We start from the raw sequence: 23,241 nt of genomic DNA, 5'->3' as shown, positions 1-23,241 counted from the left end.
GGCACATTGTCAATCGCTTTGCTTGCCAATTCTAAAAAATCGGAGGGTTACTCATGCAATTATTGAAATGGGACGGTCACGTCCACAGTCCATATTGTCCACACGGTACGAAGGATCCACTCGAAGCCTACATCGAGCGGGCGTTAGAACAAGGCTTAGAACGGATCAGCTTCACGGAACATGCCCCTTTACCTGAAGGTCTGACGGATCCTGCGCCAGATAACGATTCCGGAATGTCGTTCGCGACAGCCGATGCCTACCTGAAGGAATTAACGCAACTCCGCGAGACATACAAGAATCAGATCGACATCCGGATTGGGATGGAGTTCGACTACTGGGAAGGACATGTCGACGGCACGCGTGACATCATCGCCCGCTACGCTGACGTCTTGACTGACGGCATTCTCTCATTGCATTACTTATACATCGATGAGCAATATTACGGCGTCGACTTCAGCAAGGAAAGCTTCGGTGAGATCGTCACGAAACTCGGAAGCGTCACGGCGGTCCACGAACGCTATTATGAAGGCATCCAAGCCCTCGTCATGACGGACCTCGGTGCACACCAGCCGAAGCGCCTCGGTCACTTGACATTACCGACGAAGTTCATCCAAGCCTATCCGCTCGAGTCGAACCCAACGAACCTCGACGACACGTTACGGAAGATCCGACAATCGAACTTCACACTCGACGTCAACACGGCAGGACTCCGGAAGCCGTTATGCGGTCTTTCCTATCCTTACCCGGAACTCTTGCAAGTCACGCAGTCGTTATCGATTCCGCTCGTCTATGGATCAGATGCCCATCTCGCAAAAGATGTCGGTGCTGATTTTGATTTCAAATGGTAAACAAAAATCCGGATGCCGCAGCGTCCGGATTTTTTTGTTTAAGAATACGGGAAATCAGCAGCGTCGACAGGAGCAATCGATCGTGCCATCTTTTTTAATTGCTTTAGCGACACGTTACCGGACAGGAGGACGATTTGATTGTCCTCGACGTAATAGAGGTTCGTTCTCTCTTGTTTCTGCTCGAAATAAGCTGTCTGTCCGTTTGCAAGCGTCGTTTGCTTCCAGTCCTTTCCTTGAACGTCTTGCTTCGGAACAACAGTTAGCAGAATCGTTTGTGACTTCGTGTGGAAGAACCAGATTCTATCATCCCCATTAGGACTTGAACTACTGGCAATCGCTTGGAATGTCGAGAACGGTAAATTCAAACCGCGAGCAGAACTACTCTTCTTAATGTTTTGAACGTCGTCATATGAGACGCCTCCTAACATCCAGTTCTTCTCTTGCTTGGTATACTCTAATACAGCAAGACGATCTGCTCCTTTTGGATAATGCAGCGTCACGTAAGCATGATTCCCGAGAGCGACACTGCTCCAGATATCACTTTCAGTCGGGTGCGCTTTTGTTCCATCTTTAAAGTAAAACGTCACGTGACGACGGAAATCCGCTTCAAACGAATCCTGTTCTGAAAAGTCTTCTGCTTTAATACGTTGTACGATGGCATCGGGCTCAGCACCATCCTCAGCAGTGTTATCATCAATCCATCGCGTGTGAAGCTGATTCAAAGGCGGAACTTGGTCTGGTTCTGCACAACCGGTCAAGATACTTGCAGCGAGTAAAACACTGATTACACCAATCCGTTGAAATCGCATGACAATCTCCTTTTCCTCTTTTTTCCTTTCTTTGAGTATCTCACGTTGCGGGACTACGCCTTTAAGAAAATTACGAAAAGAAGGAAAGGAGAATTCCTGATTATACGTATTCATACATGAAAAGATCTACAGACAAAAACAGACTAGCCCCTTCTATTGAAGAAGAGAACTAATCTGTTTCGTGTGTTTCATTCTAAGTTAGCATGTTTCCCGTACATCGTTTGCGAATCAAGCTGCTTGTCTTCCATGATCTGCAGAATCAAGGCATCATAGAACAACAACATCGTCTGTTCAAACAACGAACCCATCGGTTGCACCGTCTCGTCCGCTGATGCCGTTTGTTCTTTCGGAACTCCGGGCAGTTTGACGACTAAGTCTGCAAGTAGTGCTAACTTCGACGTCGGATTGATCGTGACGACGGCAACCGTTCCACCGAGTTGCTGTGCTTTCTCGACGATTGGAATCAACGTCTTCGTCTCACCCGATCCGGAACCGACGATTAACAAGTCACCCTCGCGTAAATTCGCCGTGACCGTCTCACCGACGACATACGCGTCGAGTCCCATGTGCATCAACCGCATGACGAACGCTTTCCCCATCAAGCCGGAGCGACCGGCTCCTGCAAGAAAAATCCGGTTCGCTTGCAAGACAGCGTCTGCCAGTTCTTTCGTCTCCGTCGCATCGATCGCTTCGACCGTCGAAGTCAGCTCTTCGATAATCGTTTGAATGTGTATCATTTACGCCTCTTGTATCATCCGGTGCATTGTTGACGCTGTCTCTTGTTTATCGTCTTGTCCCGTGATGCCGCCACCGACGATGATCAGATCAGGCCGTGCCGCGATGACTTCCGGTAACGTCTCCATCTTGATGCCACCCGCAACAGCTGTTTTTGCATTTGTCACAACCGATTTGATTGTCGCGAGATCCTCGAATGAATTTTGACCGACTGCTTGCAAATCGTACCCTGTGTGGACACAGATGTAGTCGACGCCTAACGCATCCAGTTCTTTCGCCCGTGTTGCGATATCTTTAACTGCAATCATGTCGACGAGAATCTGTTTGCCTGATTTTTTTGCTTCTTCGACTGCCCCTTTGATCGACATATCTTCCGCTGCACCAAGGATCGTCACGATGTCGGCACCGTGTGCGACAGCTTGGCTGACTTCGTAGCCGGCAGCATCCATGATCTTCAAGTCAGCGAGGACCGTTAAGTTCGGGAACGCGGCTTTCATTTCTTTGACGGCGCGGAGCCCTTCGTTGATGATGACCGGTGTGCCGATCTCAACGATATCTAAATTGTCTTCCCCGATTTCTTTGACCAAAGCAATCGCACCTGCTGTATCGACTAAATCAATTGCGAGTTGTAATTTCATTTTGTATCTCTCCCATTCTTCTCTGTATTGTCGTACCTGACACTTCCTTCCGACGTTCAAGAAGGAACAGGACTAAATATAATCTGCAGTATCAATCTTGAGAAGTACGCACTTTTAATTTACATAGTGCGGTTTTTCATACATAGTGCGGAAAAGTATACTGTCGACTGGAAGAAAGACTATACTGGAGCAGGAGGTGGAACGATGCCACATTTTGAAGACCGTCAGTTTAACTGCGAGAAGGAATTGACCCTCTCGATCATCGGGGGAAAATGGAAGATGCTGATTCTTTGGCACTTAGGTAAGGAAGGCACGAAACGCTTCGGGGAACTAAAAAGTCTGATGCCCGGCATCACGCAACGGATGCTCGTCAATCAACTGCGTGAATTAGAAGATCACCACATCATTCACCGGGAAGTCTATCCGGTCGTACCACCGAAGGTCGAATACTCGTTGACACCACACGGTCATAGCTTAATGCCGATTTTAGACGCGATGTATGACTGGGGTAAGGATTATGCGAAAAATGTCTTGAAGATTGATTTTGAACAACAAAAAGTATCACCATAAAAAAAATGCTCGCGGTCTCGTCTCTTTTTAGAGGTAAGTCCACTGAGCATCTTTTTTAGGATTCTTCTATTGTATAGATTTTTGACATCGCAAGTTCATCGACGTATTCGCCGTCAATAAACAGCGAGGCAATTCGTGTCCCTTCAATGTTAAAGCCAAACTTATGATAGAGCTCGATTGCCCGCAGGTTGTCCTTGCGAACCGTCAACTCGAGTCGGACGAGTCCTGCTTCAATGGCAAAGGCATCAACGGCTTCAAGCAGCCCTGCACCGAGTCCACGACCCGTATAGGCATCGAGCAAGCCGATGACGAGATTCGCGCGGTGACGAATCCGACTCGGCTCACCACCAACGACGAGCACATATCCGACAAGTTGGTCATCGACGTCCACGACGAAGATATCCGAGTTGGCAGCCTGACCGAACTTCTCGATGAACGCCTCCGCCTGTTCTGTTGACAGGACGCGTTCCTCCGGCTCATACAACATATATTTCGTTTCCCGATCAATGCGTCGCATTAAGTCCGATAAGGCTTTTCCGTCCATCAACGTGGCACGTCGTATCATAGGTGTCAGCTCCGTTTCCATTAAATTTGCATTTTTCCAAGTGTAAATCTTATTTTAATTTTTAAATAAAATCAATTTAACTTAGTAGAGAAGAAGGTTATTTTTATTAATATTAAAATTCTTTTATTGGAACTCCTGCACTTTCCAATATGTAATAAACTTCAGAAATGTTATTTAAGGATTGTTTTTTAGTCGTTAAAGTTCCATAGTTCAAAACTTCGCGATTTCTACTAAAAGTGAAGATAATACGTTTTTTAGCTCTAGAAAGTGCTACAAAAAAAGCTTTTTTATCTGATTCTGCTTGAGATTTAAAACTCCAAAAGGCGCTATCTTCTAGGCCAACAAACAACACAGTGTTATATTCTAAGCCTTTACTTTTGTGAATGGTCATGATTGGAATGCTATATTTCCCATTCAAATCATTTATAGCTTTTATCCAATCACCTTGCCTTTTGTATGACATTACTATTTTCCCAAAGAATTTTTCAATATTTCGCTTTAATAAACCGGACTGATTATACTTTGGAAAGCTTGATTTTAAATCCTTTAAATCTATAAATTCTAAAATAGATTCAATTATTTCATTAATTTTATGCTCACAATTTTCTGCTTCAACCATTTTCAAATTCTTTTTAACTTCTAAAGTCAATTCTAATAAAGAATTCTCTAGTTTATTTAAAACTACGGTATCTCTTCCATCTAATGATTTTCCTTTTATTTTTATGAGAAAATCCAAAGTTGATAACCATAATTTTAGATTTTTCTCTGAAAAAGATAGCTCTATAATAGACATGATTATTCTAATACATTCGTCCGCTAATAAATCTTGGTATTCTTTTTCTAGTCGTGAATGAATCCCTAATTTGTCTAAAGACGATATTATTGCTTTACCATACACATGCTCTTGTTGCTTAACAATTATACAGAAATCTTTAGGCATCAACTTATCTTCTTCCATCCAATTTTGAATAGAATGCGCAATGGTTTCTCCTTCTTTAACATGATTCTCTGAAACCCATACTTCGCAAATCCCATCTGTTTTGTCCCATTTTCCAGCTGAATTCACATTTAAGGTATGTTCGCTAATTGTTTGTGAAAAAATATTTTGAATTCTAACTAATTCTGGCGCAGATCTAAAATTATTTATTAATATATATTCTTTTGAACTAAAATCTTCTTTGAAAGATTTAAATGCATTATCAATTGCTCCTGCCCATCCCATAATCCGTTGCTTCTCGTCACCTACTGCTGTAATAGAGACATTTGAATTAGAGAATAAGGTCTTAAGCAAGTTATATTGAATATGTGTAGTATCTTGAAATTCGTCTAAAAAAATATGAGTATATGTTGACCTAATAGCTTTTATGAGTTGTAAATTGCTCCTCAACAAGTAATCTACAATAATTGAAATCATTGGAAAAGTTAATGAGCTATTTAAAAAGTTAGTTCCTTTGGTCAATATTGACCAGGACTTGTTTACAAGCCAAGAATACAGATCAGATTCAATTAAGCCTATTGGCAATCTTTCTTCTGTAAGTTTTTTATTTAAAACTGTTTCGGAGTACTCGTATTTCCAATTGGGATGGTAAGGATTTTGTTCCACCAAATTTTCTTTAATTATTCTATTAATCTCTTTCTCCGTTAAAATCAAATCATAGTTTTTCTTCGGTCGATAATCTTCTGGAATCGCCAACTTAAATTGATCTAATAAACCCTTAGCAAAAGAATCAAAAGTTTTAGACTCAAAACGCATGGATATTTCTTTACCGTACCTTTTTTTCACTCTTTCTTCTAAATTTTTTGCCGCATCAACTTTAAAGCTAATTGCTAATATTTTCTTTCGAGGCTTGCATTCGCCAGTTTCAAATAAAAAACCAGCTTTTTGAGCTAATAACTCTGTTTTTCCTGCTCCTGGTCCTGCCATAACTGACACATTTCCTGATTGCTTAATAGCACATAAAGCGGACTCTTCTAATATAATTCCGTCAGCAGGCATCCAATCATTAACATTAATAAATTTCATTTATCCTCCTGCTTTCTTTGTCAAATCAAGCTTTTAATTTTTTTCGCTAATCTTAATAATTCTGCAGGTACATCCTTTAGAAGATCTTCATTTTTAACTTTCATTAATGCCTCAATATGAGTACTAGGTTTACCTCTTCCTAAAAATAAAGAATTATACCAAACCATTAATTCATGTTCTTCCTCATCATAAGTTTCCCCCACAGCTTTTTCATTTTTAAGAGTTGCTTTTATTGAACTTTTAATTTTCTCTCTATATTCTTCACTATCTTTTTTAGGAAATCTAGGACCGCTTGTCATAACATCCTTATAATTTGATTCAAAGGATTTTAACATCGAAAAATCAATATCTAACGGGTATGAGAAAAAGATATTTTCTTTTTCTAATTTATTTATCCAGGTGTCCATATCCCCCTTAGCCTTAATGTTCCTTTCATGAAAACTCTGTATTTCGCTTAAAGAATATGTATAGATAGTTTTATTGCCTCCGTTAGTTTTTATCACGCTTCTTAATTTTTTTGAAGATTTACCATTCTCTTGTAATTGATTTAAAACATATTTTATTCTTCCCCAGCCACCACCATTTCTTTCTTTATCCAAATCTAATAGTGTAACGTGCGAAATGGATAACTGATTCAATAATTTCCACATGTGATTTACATGTCTTCCTCCTAACGGGACGATAGAAATGCTAGTATCATCAGGATAGATATCGAGTGCATTTAGAATTTTAGGTAAAATAATTTCTTCGCTATCTCCCTCTCCAAGAATTACTAATTTTGAAAAATAAAGATCTGGATATGCAGTTACTGCTTCTTTAATGTACGTATAGGCGGCACTTGTCTTTTCAGGTAATTTAATATTATTCACATTAGTATGGCCTTCGCTGATTTGTAAATGTCTAATCTGTTCAGGATTTACTCGTTTAATGATGGAGGAATTATGAGACGACAAAATAACTTGGGAATTCGTCTTTTGTGATATCTTATTTAAATTTGATACAACTCTGCCTAACAGATGAGGAGAAATATGATTTTCAGGTTCTTCCACAGCTAATATATTTAATAATGGTTTATTATCGCTCTCAATATTCTGTTCAATTTCAAGCAGTGATGAAACTAATGTGATATAAAAAAGAGATTTTAATCCATCTCCTAATTCTCTAATATTCGTCATCCCGCCTTCTTCAGTAGGAGAAAATCCAATTTCAATTTTCTTCAATATATTATCTAAATCGCTACTATTAAAGATAATTTCAGCATTTTTATACCGTTCTTCTTTATGAAATTTATTCCATTCTAGATTCAAAACATCTCTTATTGAATTAACATCTTCTATATTTTTAAATAATTGTATCACTGGTTCTGTGGCTTCTTTGATATTCTCATCAAATTTCTCCGGCCAAACGATACTATTAAATATTCGCCAAAGTAAGGTTCCCGTCGCATTTTTTAATTGCACTGCTGGATCTCTCATTGCTGGTACATACATCATTTGAATTAAGTTTCTGTGATGGAGTGGCACCGGGTGCAAGGCATCATCTTCATTTTCACCCTCAGGAACTGTCACATAACATATTTCTTGCTCAATATTTCCTTCTGGATTTTGACCTTGGATCCATTTTCCTATCAATCTAATTCTTATGTAAGGTACTCTACCTGGAGCTTCAATAATTATATGTTTAATAAAATCTGGTATTGTATCTACTTCTTCAAGTGTTTTATCCATCAATTCTGGAAATTCAACTTTAGCTTCAATTAGTAATTTAATCTCATCTACACTTTTAGGGTCTTTGAAAGGAGATAAATGAAAGTCACTTTTAATTAGGTTCCGATCAATATTTTTTTGTCCAAACAATCTTAATAGTGCTATTATCAAACTGGTTTTCCCAGTACTATTCGACCCTATCAGTGCCGTCAATTTATCAAAAGAAACAATTTGTAGTTCTTCGCCAAAAGATTTAAAGTTACTTAAAGTTAATTCTGAAATGTTCACTTTTTATTCCTCTTTTCATTTATTCATTATTTTTTATTCAAATACAGAAAAAAGATAGAAGATATATGCTTCAGCAAATTTCTTCTATCCCTTTATCAAGCAGCCTCTAAAAAAGCCACGTTATGCTATCTAAGATAAATTTAAAGCTTTCAAAAAGTTCATTTTAGATAATGCTAAATTCAAACTCTAACAATTAAGCAATTGATTCTTTCCAAATTTAATAAAAATTATTAAATAAACTGACTACAAAAATGCAATTTTGCGCTATTTCGAACAAGTTAGTTACTTTGAATCCGATAGATTAATGTTTTTCTAAATTTACGAAACTAAACAAAATGAATTTACGCCAACTCAACTTTAGAAAATCTCTTTACAGTATTGATAAATTCCGAAAAATTTTAAGCTTATTTAATACCCTGATCTTTTATCCATTTAATAGCTTTATCTTTAACTATATTTAAACCCTTTTGACCAAGTGATACACAATAGATTACATGTTCACCGGTAGGCAGTTGAAGATAATTTATCTTATGATTGAACTCTGCTCTATTTTTTAATGCTTTTTCTATCTTTGGAAAAGACACTTTCATTATCGATGAAGTTACTCCGCTTGCTTCAGACAACTCTGGGAATTTAGTATAAATACTTTTTGCACCATCTACTACTAAATAACCGTTTTCTTCAAGAAAATCAGCTGCTCTTTTTTCATCTGTCATTTTTAATCATCCTTTCAAATTAATATTAGCATTACTTTATGTATATCTAAGCAATGCATAGAATTACTTTCTCATAAAACTCTTTTGTCATTTTTAAGTCTGATTTTCCGTTTTATTTTTTAGGTGGAAATCTAATTTATTTAAAAATTAACATATAATATATTAATATATATTATTTATAGTCAACTTCAGCATAATTCAGAAAGAAACATATTTTTCATTTAACTTTTCTGTTATTAGTCCAATTATAGATAATTATCTCATCTGTTTTTTCATGCTTTGGAAACTTTGAAAAGCAAAAACTTAAATGCTTTTCATTTTTGCAGTTTAACTTATTGTATAGTTCTTCACGTAAAATTCGTGCTTTATTATCATTAAAAATACTGCGCTCTCCAAATGATCCATTAGCTTTTAAACTATTTCGTTTAACAGCGTAACAGTAAACTTTTTGCGGATCATCAGAGTCGCTTTTGCTTAATGAATTTGATATAGCTTCTATTTCACTAATTGATTTGTGTTCATTTATAGTATCAGGAATGAAAGTTGCAAGATTTGCATTAAATTGCCGAAGAAGATCACCTAGATTTTCGCTATATTCAATGTTGAAATAAGCTCTTAATTCTTTGGTATCAATTAAGAGTCCTGCTGAATTAGCAGGTACATCTAAACTATCACTAAATTTTCCATTCCTTAAAAACTCGAGTTTTAGAAGAGCGTATTCTGGCTTTCTTGCAGACTCTTCATACAATTTAATTAAAACAACAAAATTTTGATTCTTATATTTAAATAAAAAAGAATCAATTATCCATCCGTTCTTCTGCATGTCAGACCTAAGAGATTTTAAGTTTTCAAAAACATTCATTTTTTTCCTCCATGAAAAGACCATTAAGATAGCTATGGCAAGAATTAATAGCATTTATAACACACAATCACTAATTCCTTCATAAAAAATTATATCCATTAATTGGATTTCACACAACTGTACATTCTTATTTTCAATTTTTCGAAGTACATAATTAAAAAATTTAAATGCACAAATACAATAAAAATTATGTATAAGTACAACGAACTAAAGATATAAATTGGATTTAAAATTAACTTATAACTTATTCCATATAAATTGTTTTCTTCTCAAAGTATATTCCAATAAAAAATTCAATATCGTCTAATTTTAAATCAACTTTAATTATTTTTGTATACGTAACGAAAAAGCAAAAACAAAAAAGATTGATAAAGTTGAATAGATTTTTTAATTATATCTATGAACGAGGAGATATCCGACCATTTTTTAATATTTTTAAAAATCCATAAAAAAACCACCAACCCCTTGTACATGAGGTTTGGTGGTTTTTTGAAATCCACTGATTTCGTCGTATGGAGACGGTGGGAGTCGAACCCACGTCCGAAGGCATCGTATACTTAAGCTTCTACGTGTGTAGTCAATTTATTGGGATCTCGTCGTCAGGCTGCCAATTGACAGGCGTCCGTCCGACCAGTCTGATTCCATCTCTTCTCTTTCCCTCCAGACGGAAGGGTCCAAGCGTAGCCTGTTTAAAGTGAGACCCTAGAAATCAGCCGACCAGGCGACAGCTGCTAGGATCCGCAGTTGCTATTACGCTGCTGCGAGTTGTGTGTTAGTTTTGCCAGTTATGGCTGGTGCGTTTTAACGAGGCCGACCCCTCGACACGCCACAGAAGACCGAACTACCCCCGTCGAATCCGTAACGTCCCCAAGATAATAAATTGGGGCTTTCCGAATACTAATATTCTAGCAGAAAAGTGTTACGGGTTCAATACTTTTGCTTATCGCGTAGTGCTCGTTCGATATCACGCTTCGCATCCTTCTTCTTCAGATCATCGCGTTTATCAAATTTCTTCTTCCCGCGTCCGAGTCCGATCAAGCATTTCGCGTAACCATTCTTGATGTAGACCTTCAGCGGAACGATCGTATAACCGTCCCGTGAGACCGCCCCGATCAAGTTCGCAATCTGTTTCTTGTGCAACAACAGTTTCCGCGGGCGGAGCTGTTCATGGTTGTAGCGGTTCCCCTGCTCGAAGTGGGCGATGTTCGAGTTCCAGAGAATCGCTTCTCCCCCATCGAACCGGACGAACGCGTCCCCGATGCTGATTTTTCCTTTACGGATCGATTTGATTTCCGTTCCCGTCAAGACGAGACCGGCTTCAATCGTATCCTCGATCGCATAATCGAACGAGGCCCGTTTGTTGTTCGCTAAGACTTTCGAATCTGTTCCCTTTGGCATGTTCGTTCACCACATTTCCGATGCGGAAGCGCTTATTTGCGCTTCCGTTTCTTATTCGAGACCGCCTTATGGAATGGCGGTTTATCTTTCTTATTCTTTAACGAGAATCCTTTTCCCTTGCTTTGGTCGCTCTTACCTGACCGTTTCTTGCCGCGACGATCGTCTTTCTTCTTGTCGTCGCGTTTTTGTCCCGGACGTCCACCGCTTGAACGGATCGTCTTCGACTCGAACCGTTTCTTCGGTTGCCGCTCTGGCATTCCGACGACGCTAAAGTCGATCGTCCGTTCATCGATGTTGACGTTCGTGACCTTAATTTCAACGACATCACCGATCCGGAACTGTTGCTTCGTCCGCTCGCCGATTAGCTGATAGTTCGCTTCATCGTAGCGATAGAAGTCATCTGTCATCGCTTGGATGTGAACGAGTCCTTCGATCGTGTTCGGCAATTCGACGAACATTCCGAAGTTCGTCACACCACTGACGACGCCTTCGAACGTCTCGCCGATGTGTTGCTCCATATACTCGGCTTTTTTCAAGGCGTTCGTTTCCCGCTCCGCATCAACCGCACGACGCTCGCGTTTTGACGAGTGATCGGCGATTTCCGGGAGGATCTCCGAGTAACGGTCTTGCGTCTTTTGCGATTTGTCATTGTAGATGACATATTCACGCAACAGACGGTGAACCATTAAGTCCGGATAACGACGGATCGGTGACGTGAAGTGCGTGTAGTAGTCCGTCGACAGACCGAAGTGACCAATTGGTTCGATGTCGTATTTCGCTTGTTGGAGCGAACGGAGCATGACCGTACTGACGACGGCTTCTTCCGGCTCACCTTCGACGGCGTTGAGGATCGATTGCAACGTTTTCGGTGCAACTGACTCACCCTTACGTTCGACGTTGATCCCGAAGTTACCGATGAACTTGAAGAACGTATCGAGACGTTCAGCTTTTGGCTCATCGTGAATCCGGTACATGAACGGCAGTTTTTGACGCTGGATGTGCTCGGCGACCGTTTCGTTCGCTGCGAGCATGAACTCTTCGATCAGCTTCTCGGCGACTGACCGTTCCCGGAGGATGATCTCGCTCGTCTTGCCTTCTTCGTTGACGAGAACCTTCGCTTCTGGGAAGTCGAAGTTGATCGCCCCACGACGTGAGCGGCGTTCGCGGAGAATTGCTGCGAGTTCCGCCATCTTGTCAAAGTACTCGACGAGATCCTGATACTTCGCAATCACTTCTTCGTCTTCACGTTCGATGATTTTCCGGACGTCCGTGTACGTCATCCGTTCCGTCGTCTTGATGACACTCTGGAAGATTTCATGGTTGACGACAGCACCGTTCGCATCGATTTCCATGATACAGCTGAGCGTCAGACGATCAACGTGCGGATTGAGTGAGCAGATCCCGTTCGATAGACGGTGCGGGATCATCGGGATGACGCGGTCAACGAGATAAACACTCGTTCCGCGCTCACGCGCTTCTTCGTCGAGTGCGGAATCTTCTTTGACGTAATGCGAGACGTCGGCGATGTGAACACCAAGCTCGAAGTTACCGTTCGCTAGCTTTTTGACGTGAACCGCATCATCGAGGTCTTTTGCGTCCGCCCCGTCAATCGTCACCGTCAATTCGTTCCGTAGATCGACGCGTCCGACTAGATCTTTCTCATCGATTTGATCCGGTACAGCATTCGCCTCAGCGATCGCTTCCGGTGAGAAGTCGACGTTGATGCCGTGCTTATGGACGATCGACAAGATATCGACGCCTGGATCATTTTTGTGACCGATGATTTTTAAGACTTTCGCCGTTCCGGCGTAGCGACCATCCGGATACTTCGTGATGCGGGCGAGGACTTTGTGGCCATCGACGGCACCAAGTGTATCGTCGTTCGCGACGACCGGTAAGAACGTCAGCTTCGTATCATCCGGTTCGATGTAAGCGATCGATTCGATTCGTCCTTTTGGACTGACGAACGTGCCGACGAAATCAGCTGGTCCGCGTGAGAGAATCTTGAGCAGTTTCCCTTCACGACGGTCGCCGCCGTTTGACTCGGCAAACACTTTGACGAGGACACGGTCGCCGTTATAGACGTTCTTTAGTTCTGGTGCCGGTAAGAAAATATCGCCTTCTGAACCGTCTTCCGGTGAGACGAAACCGAACCCGCGTTGGTGGACGGAAATCTTCCCTGCGACTTGACCGATTTGCGCGAGCGTTCCGTACTTGTTCGAGCGTGTCCGGGCGATCAATGCTTCGTCTTCCATTGCGTTCAGCGTCCGGATCAATTCCTTGAATGCTTCCGTATCCGCTAGTTCTAGTTTTTTCGTTAATTGATCAATCGACAACGGACGTTCTTCCGTCGTGATGACCGTTAGTATTCGTTCACGTAATTCCAACGTGACACCTCCAGTTACTTGCTCCAGTTCAATGACTCCAGGAAGTCCAAGATGTCAGAGTGGAGCTGGTCTTTTTCTTTGTCGAGCGTAATGACGTGACCTGAGTTCTCATACCAGATCAGCTCTTTTTGGAAGGCACTGACTCCATCATGGATGATGTTCGCGGAGTCGGTGTTGATCATGTGATCATTGCGCGCTTGGACGACGAGCGTCGGTGCGTAGACGTCCTCGAGCGAATCGCGTGTCTCGCGCAGCAGTTCCTGTAAGTCCTTCAAGGTCGGCATCGGTTCGAAGGACGCCATCTCTTGGTCGATCTCTTCTTGCGATTTGCCTTCTCGCTTCTTGAATTCTCGTGCGTACTCGGTGACTCCTGCATACATGACTTCTTCACTTTTGATGTAGGCGGGTGCACACATCGGGATGACCGCTTTGACCGGACGGTTCATCGATAGCTTCAGCGACATGACGCCACCGAGCGATAGTCCGCAAACGGCGATTTCGTCATAACCTTTATCGACGAGTTCTTGATATCCGGCAAGGACATCCTGCCACCAGTCGGCTGGCCCGGTCTTCGTCAGCTCTTCGGGTGGGGCAGCGTGCCCTTTATATTGTGGTGCGAGGGACGTATAGCCCTGCTTTTGCAAATAGCGACCGAGGATGCGGACATCCGCGCTCGATCCCGTGAATCCGTGTAATAGTAAAACGGCACGTGGGCCGGCTTCGAAAAAGAATGGTTTCGGTAAAGTGATTTTCATAAAATGATTCCCCCTCTAACTCTATACCCCATATCCGGAAAAAATGAATATCGAGAAATACAAAAAACGACAGCGCGATCATACGGCTGTCGTTTCAATGCTCACTTATAAAAAGCGACGAGTAACGCCAAGATGAAGAGTAATGCCCCTAAGATAGACGCCACACGATTTAGGACCGCATCCAAGCCACGAGCTTTTTGGCGACCAAATAATTGTTCTGCTCCACCCGTCAATGCTCCGAGTCCGGTCGTACGACCTGACATCAATAGAACGACGATGATGAGAAGAACGGAAACGACGATGAGGCCGACAAGAGCCACGTTATGAATGATCATCGATGATCCTCCTTCAGTAATATACGCTTCTTTCATTATAGAGAAAAACAAGTACGGGAACAAGGAATAGATTTAGGAACTTTTTCCTGCCTGCTCCACCTGATGAAAAAGAGACACCTGAATCGTCGACTCAGGTGTCTCGTCTCCTTATTGTTTGATCAATTCGAGATCAACTGGGATGTTCTTCTCGACTGTTTCACCTTTTAAGTGCTTGATTGCTGTCTCGACACCCATCTTCCCGATCTCCGTCGGTTTTTGAGCGATCGTTCCTGCCATTTTTCCGTCTTTGACGGCTTTGACGGCATCATCCGTCGCATCGAAGCCGATGACTTTAACATCATTGAGACCCGCTGCTTTTAATGCTTCGACCGCACCCAGTGCCATTTCGTCATTGTGCGCGAAGACGGCTTTGATGTCTTTGTTATTTTGGAGGATGTTCTCCATGACCGACAAACCTTTTGCCCGGTCGAAGTTCGCTGCTTGTTTTGCGACGACGTCGAGTTTACCGTCGACTGCTTCATGGAACCCTTTACCACGGTCGCGTGTTGCGGATGCTCCTGGAATCCCTTCGAGCTCCACGACTTTTGCTTTATCGCCGACGAGTTCGATCATGAACTCACCTGCTTGTTTCCCACCCGCGACGTTATCTGACGCGATGTGTGCGACGACGTCGCCTGCTTCTGCGTTCCGGTCAACTGTGATGACGGGAATGTTCGCATCGTTTGCTGTTTGGACGGCTGCGCCAACTGCTGCTGAATCCGTTGGGTTGATCAAGATCAAATCGACTTTCTTTTGAACCATGTCTTCGATGTCGCTTGCTTGTTTTGCCGCATCATCTTGTGCATCCGCGACTTGAAGCGTTGCGCCTTGTGCTTTTGCTTCTTGTTCTGCCCCTTCTTTTAACGAGACGAAGAATGGGTTGTTGAGGGTTGAAATCGAAAGACCAATCTTGAAGTCTTTCGTCTTCTTCTTCGTATCACCGTTGCTGCTGCCCGGCTGTTCCGTCGAACAGGCTGCTGCGAAGACCATTAATGCCATCATGACGACTGCAAGTAGTTTTTTCATCTGTAAATCCTCCTTTTTGAGTGTGGGTTACGCTGCTTGTTTCCGGTCCGCGAGTACCGCGAACAGAATGACTAAACCTTTGACGACAAGTTGGAAGAACGAGGAGACACCTAGCAAGTTAAGACCATTGTTCAGTGTTCCGATGATCAAGGCACCAATCAAGGTACCGACAATCCAGCCACGACCACCTGACAGGCTCGTCCCACCGAGGACGACCGCTGCGATGGCGTCGAGTTCGTACGATGTCCCCGCCGTCGGCTGCGCCGAGTTCAGACGGGACGTCAGGATGATGCCGGCAAGTGCTGCCATCAAACCTGAGAGTGAGTAGATCATGATTTTGACTTTATTGACTTGAATCCCCATCAACTTCGCTGCTTCTTCGTTGCCACCGATCGCATACGTATAGCGACCGAACGTCGTCTTCTTCAAGATGAAGTAGAGGACCGCGAAGGCGATCAACATCGTCAGAACTGGTACCGGGAAAATCCAGAAGTAACCGCGCCCGAACAATTCGAACCAGCCACCTTGGCTCAGACCAGTGATTGGTTTACCGTCCGTATAGACGAGCGTCAATCCCCGGAAGATCGTCATCGTTGCAAGTGTCGCGATGAACGGTGCCACTTTCCCGAGTGAGATGACCATTCCGTTCAAGGCACCCATGACAGCTCCGACGATCAATCCTGCGAGAACAGCAATCAACGCTGACGTTCCATCCGTCATCAGACCCGCGACGAAGGCGGACGAGAGGGCGAGAATCGAGCCGACCGATAAATCAATTCCACCCGTCAGAATGACGAACGTCATCCCGAAGGCAATCAAGGCATTGATCGAGACTTGCCGTAAGATGTTAAATAAATTATTCAGTGTTAAAAAGTCCGGTTCCATGATCGAGACGACAAGGACGATCGCGAACAATCCTGCGAGTGGTCCAAGCTTTTGTCCGATCCCAAGACGTCTCGGTTTTGCTTCCGTTACCTTGCCTTGCATCAATTCCATATCATTGTCCTCCTGTCGCAAGTGTCATGATGCTTTCTTGCGTCGCTTCCTGTCGTGTCAACATGCCGCTCATCTTGCCTTCGCGCATGACGTAGACCCGGTCGCTCATCCCGAGAATCTCCGGGAGGTCCGAGCTGACCATGATGATTGCGACACCCGCCGCAGCGAGTTCATTCATGATGAGGTAAATCTCTTTCTTCGCCCCGACGTCGACACCACGTGTCGGTTCGTCGAGGATCAAGACTTTCGGTTGTGTCCCGAGCCACTTCGCGAGGACGACCTTCTGTTGGTTCCCCCCGGACAGTGACTTCGCCGGTTGGTCCATCGAGCTGTGCCGGACCGAGAGCGACTTCAAATACCCTTCTGCAAAATCACGTTCTGCCTGATCCTTGATGACACCAGAGCGGGATAACGAACGAATTGTCGGCAGCGAGATGTTCTCACGCAATGAAAAGTCGAGGAACAAGCCTTCGCCTTTACGGTCCTCGGTCAAAAAGCCGATGCCCTGGCGGATCGCGTCGTACGGCGTCTTAATCTTCAGCGACTGTCCGTTCAGTTCGATCGTTCCTTCTTTCAGGCGATCGACCCCGAATAATCCGCGCATGACTTCCGTCCGCCCAGCACCCATCAAACCCGAGAAGCCGATGATTTCACCCGCCTTGACGGAGAACGAGACATCGTCGAATCGTTTCCCGCTCGCCTGTTTGACCTCAAGGACAGTTGCACCGATTGACACGTCACGATCCGGATACCGTTCGCCCATCTCACGACCAACCATCTCCCGGACGATTTGTTCGAACGATGTCTCGGGAATCGCGTGTGTCGAGACGGAGATCCCGTCCCGTAAGACGGTGATCCGGTCGCAAAGCTCGAAGATTTCCTCCATCCGGTGTGAGATATAGACGATCGAGACACCTTGGTTGCGCAGTGCCGTCGCGACGCTGAATAAGGCGCGAATTTCCCGCTCCGTCAGTGCGGCTGTCGGTTCATCCATGATGATGACCTTTGCGTCCGTCATCAAAGCTTTTGCGATCTCGATCATCTGTTGCTGACCAACCGATAACGTCCGGGCGAGTTGATCGACGTCCATGAATACATTTAATTCAGCGAGTTCACGTTCTGCCTGCCGCTTCATCTCCCCTTGCTTGAGAATCCCGAAGCGTGACTTCAGCTCCCGTCCGAGGAACAGGTTCTCCGTTACCGTCAAATCGGGGAGGATGTTCAGTTCCTGGTGAATGAAAGCGATCCCCGCTTCTTCGGCAAGCTTCGGATTCTTATATTCGACGTCCTGTCCATCGACGCGGATTGTACCTGCGTCCGCTTTATGAACACCGGTCAAAATCTTCATCAGCGTCGATTTCCCGGCACCGTTTTCTCCCATCAAGGCATGGATCTCACCCGCCGCGAGTTCGAAGTCGACCCCTTTGAGGACGGGAACAGGCCCGAATGCTTTTTTGATACCTGTCATCTCGATACGCATCGCATGACCCCCTTAAAAGATTACGCCGGAATGGAAGATGACATTTGCGTACGGTGTCGCTTCTCCGGTCCGGATGATGACCTTCGCCTGCTGTGTCTGTTTCTTGAATTCCTCATGCGTGACGAACGTCGTTTCGATCTGCATGGCCTCGAGTTGCTCGAGGACGTCCGGATTCGCTTCCTTGATTTCTGTCGCAAGTGTCAGCTGTTCAATCGCCATGTCACCGGCGACGACACGGACGACGTCGAGGAATGATGGTGTGCCGAGTTCCAGTGCTAAATCGATTCGAGCGACTCCGCCTGGAATCGGTAAGCCGCAATCGGCGATGACGATCGTATCGGTATGACCGAGATCGGTCAGGACTTTGCTGATATGACTGTTTAAGATACCGTGCTTCTTCATGCGTCTCCCTCCATCTGTTCCCGTGTCGGCATGCCGCCTTGAGCGCCAAGCGCACGGATGGATAAGCCGGCTGCCCGGTTCGCAAAACGAATCGCCTCAACAAGCGGTTGTCCTTCCGTTAACGCGACGGCTAAGGCTCCGTTGAACGTATCCCCTGCTCCTGTCGTATCGACGACGGTCGTCTCGATCGCGGGAATCGTCACGATTGCCTCTCCGTCGTAGAAGCGTGCCCCGCGACTACCTTCCGTCACGATCAATTTATTCGGGTATTCCATCAACCAATGTTCGATCGGTTGGTCTTGTCCGAAGATCAAACCACATTCATGTTCGTTTGGCGTTAAGTAGGTGACGTGTTTAATCAATTCCGGACTGAGTGACATCGCCGGTGCTGGATTCAAGACGACTGGAATGCCGGTTGCATGTGCTTCGCGAGCAACGGTCTCGACCGTTTCGATCGGAATCTCAAGCTGGAGTAAGATGATTTCACTGTCTGCGAGAATCGGTGCGAGTGTATCATCCGCAAATTGGACATGTTGATTGGCAGACTGAACGACGACGATCGAGTTATCGCCTTCAGCGAGCGTGATGTGTGCCGTTCCCGTCCGTTCGCCTTCAATCGTTTGCAAGTGCGTCGTCTGCACTCCTTGCGTTTTAAAGTTTTCGCGGATCGCTTCACCGTTCGCGTCACTACCGACGCAACCGATCATTTCGACCGTACTGCCGAGACGCGCGACTGCGACCGCTTGGTTCGCACCCTTCCCACCCGGTACGGTATGAAAAGCATCCCCGATGACCGTTTCTCCTGCGCCTGGTCGGCGTTTACTTTCGACGACGAGATCCATCGAGATACTGCCGATGACACTGATTTGTTTCATGCTTCCTCATCCTTCCGTTTCGTCGTTTCCCGTTCGATGATCTCAACCGTCAACTCATGATGAACGGCGGCAATCGGTGTGCCTTCAATCCGCTGAATCAAGAGTTTCGCGGCCAGCTCTCCCATTTGGTAGATCGGCTGCGCAATCGTCGTCAACGGTGGTGAAATCATTTGTCCGAGTTCAATCCCGTCATAGCCGATCACTTGGAGCTCGTCCGGAATCGTGATCCCGCGCTCTGCAGCGACTTGCACCGTTGCTGCGGCGATGACATCACTCGCGGCAAAAATGCCGTTGCAATGATAGTGATCAAAGAGATAGTTCGCGGCATCAAGCGCTCCTTGAAAATGGAACGGTGACTCAATGCTTGCGACGAGATGCGTTCCGGCGACTTCCTCAAAGCCGTCCCGTCGTTTCTTGATCGTCGGGAGTTTCGAAGGACCGCTGATGACAGCGAGCTCCGTCGCACCAGATGCAAGTAAAAATGATGCTGCCTTCTTCCCGCCTTCGTAGCCGTTTGAGGTCACCGTCGGAATCGCTCCTTGTAACACACGGTCTAACGCTACGACCGGCACTTCGAGTTCTTCATAGTTCGGATTGTTCGAGTAGTTCGTCGTGATGATCAATCCGTCGACATGCATCGCCTCGAGTGACTTGATATATTCGCGTTCTTTCTGAAACTGTTCGTCTGTGTTACACAAAATGACCTGAAAACCATGTTGATGTGCCATATCTTCCACAGCCCGTGCGAGTTGTGGGAAGAACGGGTTCGTGATGTCTGGAACGATCAATCCGATCAGTCCGGACCGTTTTTGGAACAACGATCGCGCGACCCGGTTTGGTCGATAATCCAACTGTTTGATTGCCTGAAGCACCGCCTTACGCGATTTCTCACTGACATAACCCTTTTCGTTCATGACGCGTGAGACCGTCGCAACGGAGACATGTGCCGCTTTCGCTACTTCCCGGATGGTCGACATGTTTCGCCACCTCTTTCTTTTGATAACGCTTACAAGAATCATCATATTGTGTAACCGGTTACACATCAATCTTTTTTCTTTAAAATATATTTTATTTTTTTTCGAGTTTTTGGATTGAACCATAAAAAAGAAGCCTGACACGGCGTCAGACTTACGATCATTCCGTATGATCATGCACTTGAACACTCTGAATCATGTCTTAAATAAAGACGATCAGCGAGAGACCAATCAGAATATTAATGAATCCTAGCCCATCCGTCGCTTTCGTATACAACGACGGTTTATCTTTTTTAACGCTATCGTTTAGAAACATCAATGTCACAGCAATAACGGTCGTGATGCCGAGTGGTGCATTGAGAAAACTATCGGAGTACGTAAAAAAGTTATTCGTAATGTAGGCACTGTTTAAGACGGACAATCCGAACAGTATTTTATGCATGCAAGTCACTCCTATAATCACCAGGATCTTACGAAACCGAATACTATCTAATTTCGCTTCTCCTTCATTATAGAATATTCTTCCAGTTACTCTTCCTTACACTATTGAAAGAAAGTAATTGGATGCATACGCAAATACACCGCAAGACAGCGTCACGCCATCTTACAGTGTATTGATTGTCAGATTAGATAGCACTAGACGATTGATTTTTAGGGAAGACGGAGACTCCTGCGGGAATAGCGGAATAGGTAAGACCCCGCAGGAGCACACGCGACGAGGAGGCTTGCCTTCCGCCCGCGGAAAGCGACGTCTTGGACGAAAATCAATGAATATCTTCGCTTTGATTCTTTTTATTTTTCTTCTCTGTATACAAACGTCGAATCAAAGCAACAACGAACGCAACGATTGCCAGCGGCTCAAACAAATAAATCAGTAGGAACGTGACATCGATGACGGCATCCTCCGGATTATAACGGATGATATAGAGCGCACCAGGTAAGATGGCAATCAGTCCACCAATTCCGAGCACCGTTCCAAAAATCAGACTCTGACGCGAAAATCGGCTCGTGATTTGATACAAACCGATGAATAGTATGAGTTCCGTAAAATAGATGAGGCGCAACGGGATGTCACCAATCGACGTATCAAGCCCTAAAAACAAAAACCGAAATAGCATGTCGATTCCCCCTTCCCTCTAGTTCTACCCCGAACAGCGTCCTCGTAATGCTTCATTTCCAGTTTCCCTGCATATCCTCGCTTTAATTAGGGAATAGCTAGAGAGTTACAGTCACATACAGAGAGTTGGGATCGGATGAAAGAAGAACACTCGATGAGGGTCGTCAGTTGTCTGAATGATTATTTCGAACGTCATCAGCAACCCCTTCAGGTCGATCTCTTACGAGGTCTACCACCTATCGTGCTATTGTTGCGCGATGACGCGAAACGTGCCTTTCCGAAGGAAGCGAACTTGCACGATGAACTGTTACAAGACATCAAACGTTTGATTCAGGAATGTTTGGATCCCGATACACTGCGCGAATTGGGAATCGACGTCGATCTCCCGGACTTTTTCGTGACCCGTGCACCGCTTCATTCTGCCCATCATTATCTCGTTACATTCATTGAAGATTGATATTTGTTGTTCTTTTTATTCATCAAGTAAATAAGGGACAGTCTTTTGATCACTTATATGTGACTAAAAGACTGTCCCTTATAGTTATTATAAAATAAATTACAATATAAAAATTCTTGTACAGTATTTATCAATTTAACATTTTTACGATTGCTAAGTATAGTAAACATATAATATTTTTAATATCTTTTTATCTAAAAAATGTCGGATCATAGACTAAATTTTTTGAAGAGAAAACATCCAACCATATTGAAAAATTTCTACGTTATCATTAAATGCTTTTTTTAATACGTCATCTTCAAAATGAGGGAGAATACCCTGGCAGACTATAATTCCTTTAATCCCAGTTTCATTTCTTTCACTTTCAAATCGTCTAATATATCCTTTTATCTGCTTTAAAACCTCTAATCCAATATACCCTTTCTTAATTTCAACAATATGATACTTCATCGTTTTTGTACTTTGCACTAATAAATCTAATCTTTTTCCATCTTGAAATTGAAATTGACGACTTACTAATTTAAATTCGTCACCTAACTCACTAGGGTTATTTGCGATAAATTGTTCAATATCTACTTCTCTTAATTGCCTAATCTCATCACTTGTTAATTGCTTTTTACTTAAATAACTGTTGCTCTGTTCTTCTTCTATTTTTTTTATCAAAATTTCTACTTGTTTTTTACTTAACTCAGACCAGTTTCTAAATTTCGAAGACAATGCTTGCAATTCAGTTTGATTACTTGAAGGAGCATATTTTATACCTAACTGATTCAATAAATCCTTATTGATTTCTAGCGGATTTTTAAGAATTAAAGATTTTATTGGATTTCCAAATACAATCATTTCATCTTTATTTGTGATGTCACTTAGTAGATGTGGATTCTGATACTTTAACTTAATTATTTTATCAGCTCTTGCACTTTGTATATCCATAATTTCTTCAACTTTATAAAATGCAGTAATGACACGTTTGTTTTTTTGGCTAGTGTGAAAAAACAAGTAATCATCTTTCTTTACATTATTTTTTAACCTACGTCCGCCTACTCCTTTATCACCGTAAGTATATTCAGAAAACAGAGGATCTTCTTCACCGTCATTTTTCTTTGGGTCTAAATAAGAAATAAGATAATTGGTCATAATATTTCTCCCTACATGTTTTATTTAGAAATATTTTACAACAATAATTCTCACATAATTATTTAATCTTGTCTAACTACAAAAAACCGATAGCGCCAAAGCA

General features: G+C 43.5%; 24 protein-coding genes and 1 other RNA gene. 3 read left to right on the top strand and 22 right to left on the bottom strand.

The genetic code is table 11. The features are described 5' to 3' along the window. The first annotated feature begins 53 nt into the window (after positions 1-53). Entirely contained in the window at positions 54-848 is a 795-nt protein-coding gene (gene hisJ, locus ITJ88_RS02120) for a histidinol-phosphatase HisJ (RefSeq protein ID WP_195864552.1), read from the top strand. 38 nt (positions 849-886) lie between these two features. Here the strand turns inward: hisJ and ITJ88_RS02115 are convergent, their stop codons facing one another. From ITJ88_RS02115 to hxlA, 3 genes are all read right to left on the bottom strand, one after another. Then, positions 887-1,657 (bottom strand): hypothetical protein, encoded by a 771-nt coding sequence (locus tag ITJ88_RS02115; RefSeq protein WP_195864551.1) that lies wholly within the window; start codon positions 1,655-1,657, stop codon positions 887-889. Between the two features lie 188 nt (positions 1,658-1,845). Continuing rightward, positions 1,846-2,394 (bottom strand): 6-phospho-3-hexuloisomerase, encoded by a 549-nt coding sequence (gene hxlB / locus ITJ88_RS02110; protein WP_195864550.1) that lies wholly within the window; start codon positions 2,392-2,394, stop codon positions 1,846-1,848. Continuing rightward, positions 2,395-3,030 carry a 3-hexulose-6-phosphate synthase gene (hxlA, locus tag ITJ88_RS02105; RefSeq protein ID WP_195864549.1) on the bottom strand — a complete coding sequence of 212 codons (636 nt, stop codon included), beginning with the start codon at positions 3,028-3,030 and terminating at the stop codon, positions 2,395-2,397. It lies immediately after the preceding gene. A 204-nt stretch (positions 3,031-3,234) separates the two neighbouring features. On the opposite strand from hxlA, the gene hxlR reads away from it, so the two are divergent. Further along, complete coding sequence (gene hxlR, locus ITJ88_RS02100; RefSeq protein WP_195864548.1) at positions 3,235-3,600, top strand: transcriptional activator HxlR; 366 nt, start codon at positions 3,235-3,237, stop codon at positions 3,598-3,600. A 55-nt stretch (positions 3,601-3,655) separates the two neighbouring features. On the opposite strand, the gene ITJ88_RS02095 is transcribed toward hxlR, so the two are convergent. The 18 genes from ITJ88_RS02095 to ITJ88_RS02010 form a co-directional block, all read right to left on the bottom strand. Next, a complete protein-coding gene (locus ITJ88_RS02095) occupies positions 3,656-4,165 on the bottom strand; it encodes a GNAT family N-acetyltransferase (protein WP_195864547.1) in 510 nt (169 codons plus the stop codon). Between the two features lie 112 nt (positions 4,166-4,277). Then, positions 4,278-6,188 (bottom strand): UvrD-helicase domain-containing protein, encoded by a 1,911-nt coding sequence (locus tag ITJ88_RS02090; RefSeq protein ID WP_195864546.1) that lies wholly within the window; start codon positions 6,186-6,188, stop codon positions 4,278-4,280. 20 nt (positions 6,189-6,208) lie between these two features. Then, positions 6,209-8,182 (bottom strand): ATP-dependent nuclease, encoded by a 1,974-nt coding sequence (locus ITJ88_RS02085; RefSeq protein ID WP_195864545.1) that lies wholly within the window; start codon positions 8,180-8,182, stop codon positions 6,209-6,211. 404 nt (positions 8,183-8,586) lie between these two features. Continuing rightward, complete coding sequence (locus tag ITJ88_RS02080) at positions 8,587-8,898, bottom strand: hypothetical protein (RefSeq protein ID WP_195864544.1); 312 nt, start codon at positions 8,896-8,898, stop codon at positions 8,587-8,589. Positions 8,899-9,115: 217 nt separating this feature from the next. Further along, positions 9,116-9,814 (bottom strand): DUF6037 family protein, encoded by a 699-nt coding sequence (locus ITJ88_RS02075; RefSeq protein WP_425589411.1) that lies wholly within the window; start codon positions 9,812-9,814, stop codon positions 9,116-9,118. 456 nt (positions 9,815-10,270) lie between these two features. Next, positions 10,271-10,629: a transfer-messenger RNA gene (ssrA, locus tag ITJ88_RS02070) on the bottom strand. A gap of 58 nt (positions 10,630-10,687) precedes the next feature. Beyond that, positions 10,688-11,158, bottom strand: a complete 471-nt coding sequence (smpB, locus tag ITJ88_RS02065) for an SsrA-binding protein SmpB (RefSeq protein ID WP_195864543.1) — start codon at positions 11,156-11,158, stop codon at positions 10,688-10,690. Positions 11,159-11,190: 32 nt separating this feature from the next. Continuing rightward, entirely contained in the window at positions 11,191-13,545 is a 2,355-nt protein-coding gene (gene rnr, locus ITJ88_RS02060) for a ribonuclease R (RefSeq protein ID WP_023469199.1), read from the bottom strand. 14 nt (positions 13,546-13,559) lie between these two features. Beyond that, positions 13,560-14,300, bottom strand: coding sequence for an alpha/beta hydrolase (locus ITJ88_RS02055; protein ID WP_035409936.1), 741 nt, complete (start codon positions 14,298-14,300; stop codon positions 13,560-13,562). Positions 14,301-14,401: 101 nt separating this feature from the next. Beyond that, on the bottom strand, positions 14,402-14,635 hold the full coding sequence (gene secG / locus ITJ88_RS02050) for a preprotein translocase subunit SecG (RefSeq protein WP_023469201.1): 234 nt from the start codon (positions 14,633-14,635) through the stop codon (positions 14,402-14,404). Between the two features lie 147 nt (positions 14,636-14,782). Then, positions 14,783-15,700, bottom strand: a complete 918-nt coding sequence (rbsB, locus tag ITJ88_RS02045; protein ID WP_195864542.1) for a ribose ABC transporter substrate-binding protein RbsB — start codon at positions 15,698-15,700, stop codon at positions 14,783-14,785. Between the two features lie 27 nt (positions 15,701-15,727). Then, positions 15,728-16,696 carry a ribose ABC transporter permease gene (gene rbsC / locus ITJ88_RS02040; RefSeq protein ID WP_050678685.1) on the bottom strand — a complete coding sequence of 323 codons (969 nt, stop codon included), beginning with the start codon at positions 16,694-16,696 and terminating at the stop codon, positions 15,728-15,730. 1 nt (position 16,697) lies between these two features. Next, positions 16,698-18,176: a sugar ABC transporter ATP-binding protein gene (locus tag ITJ88_RS02035; RefSeq protein WP_195864541.1), complete on the bottom strand. Its 1,479-nt coding sequence runs from the start codon at positions 18,174-18,176 to the stop codon at positions 16,698-16,700. Positions 18,177-18,188: 12 nt separating this feature from the next. Then, positions 18,189-18,578: a D-ribose pyranase gene (gene rbsD, locus ITJ88_RS02030; RefSeq protein ID WP_195864540.1), complete on the bottom strand. Its 390-nt coding sequence runs from the start codon at positions 18,576-18,578 to the stop codon at positions 18,189-18,191. Next, on the bottom strand, positions 18,575-19,453 hold the full coding sequence (gene rbsK / locus ITJ88_RS02025) for a ribokinase (protein WP_195864539.1): 879 nt from the start codon (positions 19,451-19,453) through the stop codon (positions 18,575-18,577). Before rbsK ends, rbsD begins: the two co-directional genes overlap by 4 nt. Continuing rightward, entirely contained in the window at positions 19,450-20,430 is a 981-nt protein-coding gene (locus ITJ88_RS02020; RefSeq protein WP_050678689.1) for a LacI family DNA-binding transcriptional regulator, read from the bottom strand. Before ITJ88_RS02020 ends, rbsK begins: the two co-directional genes overlap by 4 nt. A 199-nt stretch (positions 20,431-20,629) precedes the next feature. After that, on the bottom strand, positions 20,630-20,869 hold the full coding sequence (locus ITJ88_RS02015; protein ID WP_195864538.1) for a hypothetical protein: 240 nt from the start codon (positions 20,867-20,869) through the stop codon (positions 20,630-20,632). 322 nt (positions 20,870-21,191) lie between these two features. Next, a complete protein-coding gene (locus ITJ88_RS02010) occupies positions 21,192-21,545 on the bottom strand; it encodes a hypothetical protein (RefSeq protein ID WP_195864537.1) in 354 nt (117 codons plus the stop codon). 153 nt (positions 21,546-21,698) lie between these two features. Between ITJ88_RS02010 and ITJ88_RS02005 the strand changes: the two genes are divergently transcribed. Continuing rightward, positions 21,699-22,001 carry a hypothetical protein gene (locus ITJ88_RS02005; protein WP_230088507.1) on the top strand — a complete coding sequence of 101 codons (303 nt, stop codon included), beginning with the start codon at positions 21,699-21,701 and terminating at the stop codon, positions 21,999-22,001. Positions 22,002-22,217: 216 nt separating this feature from the next. Here ITJ88_RS02005 and ITJ88_RS02000 read toward each other — a convergent pair whose 3' ends face one another. Then, positions 22,218-23,138 carry an endonuclease NucS domain-containing protein gene (locus tag ITJ88_RS02000; protein WP_195864536.1) on the bottom strand — a complete coding sequence of 307 codons (921 nt, stop codon included), beginning with the start codon at positions 23,136-23,138 and terminating at the stop codon, positions 22,218-22,220. Positions 23,139-23,241 lie beyond the last annotated feature (103 nt).

Source organism: Exiguobacterium abrahamii (genome assembly GCF_015645365.1).
Taxonomy (GTDB): domain Bacteria; phylum Bacillota; class Bacilli; order Exiguobacteriales; family Exiguobacteriaceae; genus Exiguobacterium_A; species Exiguobacterium_A abrahamii.
The sequence above is the reverse complement of the archived record's forward strand: the minus strand, read 5'-3'. Positions and strand labels throughout refer to the sequence as shown.

What these genes read in the sequence shown, in the direction of transcription:
- ITJ88_RS02020 (WP_050678689.1), bottom strand. Translation starts at nt 20,430, where the DNA reads ATGTCGACCATCCGGGAAGTAGCGAAAGCGGCACATGTCTCCGTTGCG.
- rbsD (WP_195864540.1), bottom strand. Translation starts at nt 18,578, where the DNA reads ATGAAGAAGCACGGTATCTTAAACAGTCATATCAGCAAAGTCCTGACC.
- ITJ88_RS02035 (WP_195864541.1), bottom strand. Translation starts at nt 18,176, where the DNA reads ATGCGTATCGAGATGACAGGTATCAAAAAAGCATTCGGGCCTGTTCCC.
- ITJ88_RS02090 (WP_195864546.1), bottom strand. Translation starts at nt 6,188, where the DNA reads ATGAAATTTATTAATGTTAATGATTGGATGCCTGCTGACGGAATTATA.
- ITJ88_RS02015 (WP_195864538.1), bottom strand. Translation starts at nt 20,869, where the DNA reads ATGCATAAAATACTGTTCGGATTGTCCGTCTTAAACAGTGCCTACATT.
- hxlB (WP_195864550.1), bottom strand. Translation starts at nt 2,394, where the DNA reads ATGATACACATTCAAACGATTATCGAAGAGCTGACTTCGACGGTCGAA.
- ITJ88_RS02055 (WP_035409936.1), bottom strand. Translation starts at nt 14,300, where the DNA reads ATGAAAATCACTTTACCGAAACCATTCTTTTTCGAAGCCGGCCCACGT.
- hisJ (WP_195864552.1), top strand. Translation starts at nt 54, where the DNA reads ATGCAATTATTGAAATGGGACGGTCACGTCCACAGTCCATATTGTCCA.
- ITJ88_RS02010 (WP_195864537.1), bottom strand. Translation starts at nt 21,545, where the DNA reads ATGCTATTTCGGTTTTTGTTTTTAGGGCTTGATACGTCGATTGGTGAC.
- hxlA (WP_195864549.1), bottom strand. Translation starts at nt 3,030, where the DNA reads ATGAAATTACAACTCGCAATTGATTTAGTCGATACAGCAGGTGCGATT.
- rbsB (WP_195864542.1), bottom strand. Translation starts at nt 15,700, where the DNA reads ATGAAAAAACTACTTGCAGTCGTCATGATGGCATTAATGGTCTTCGCA.
- rbsK (WP_195864539.1), bottom strand. Translation starts at nt 19,453, where the DNA reads ATGAAACAAATCAGTGTCATCGGCAGTATCTCGATGGATCTCGTCGTC.
- ITJ88_RS02115 (WP_195864551.1), bottom strand. Translation starts at nt 1,657, where the DNA reads ATGCGATTTCAACGGATTGGTGTAATCAGTGTTTTACTCGCTGCAAGT.
- hxlR (WP_195864548.1), top strand. Translation starts at nt 3,235, where the DNA reads ATGCCACATTTTGAAGACCGTCAGTTTAACTGCGAGAAGGAATTGACC.
- rbsC (WP_050678685.1), bottom strand. Translation starts at nt 16,696, where the DNA reads ATGGAATTGATGCAAGGCAAGGTAACGGAAGCAAAACCGAGACGTCTT.
- ITJ88_RS02000 (WP_195864536.1), bottom strand. Translation starts at nt 23,138, where the DNA reads ATGACCAATTATCTTATTTCTTATTTAGACCCAAAGAAAAATGACGGT.
- smpB (WP_195864543.1), bottom strand. Translation starts at nt 11,158, where the DNA reads ATGCCAAAGGGAACAGATTCGAAAGTCTTAGCGAACAACAAACGGGCC.
- ITJ88_RS02075 (WP_425589411.1), bottom strand. Translation starts at nt 9,814, where the DNA reads ATGCTATTAATTCTTGCCATAGCTATCTTAATGGTCTTTTCATGGAGG.
- ITJ88_RS02005 (WP_230088507.1), top strand. Translation starts at nt 21,699, where the DNA reads ATGAGGGTCGTCAGTTGTCTGAATGATTATTTCGAACGTCATCAGCAA.
- ITJ88_RS02095 (WP_195864547.1), bottom strand. Translation starts at nt 4,165, where the DNA reads ATGATACGACGTGCCACGTTGATGGACGGAAAAGCCTTATCGGACTTA.
- ITJ88_RS02080 (WP_195864544.1), bottom strand. Translation starts at nt 8,898, where the DNA reads ATGACAGATGAAAAAAGAGCAGCTGATTTTCTTGAAGAAAACGGTTAT.
- secG (WP_023469201.1), bottom strand. Translation starts at nt 14,635, where the DNA reads ATGATCATTCATAACGTGGCTCTTGTCGGCCTCATCGTCGTTTCCGTT.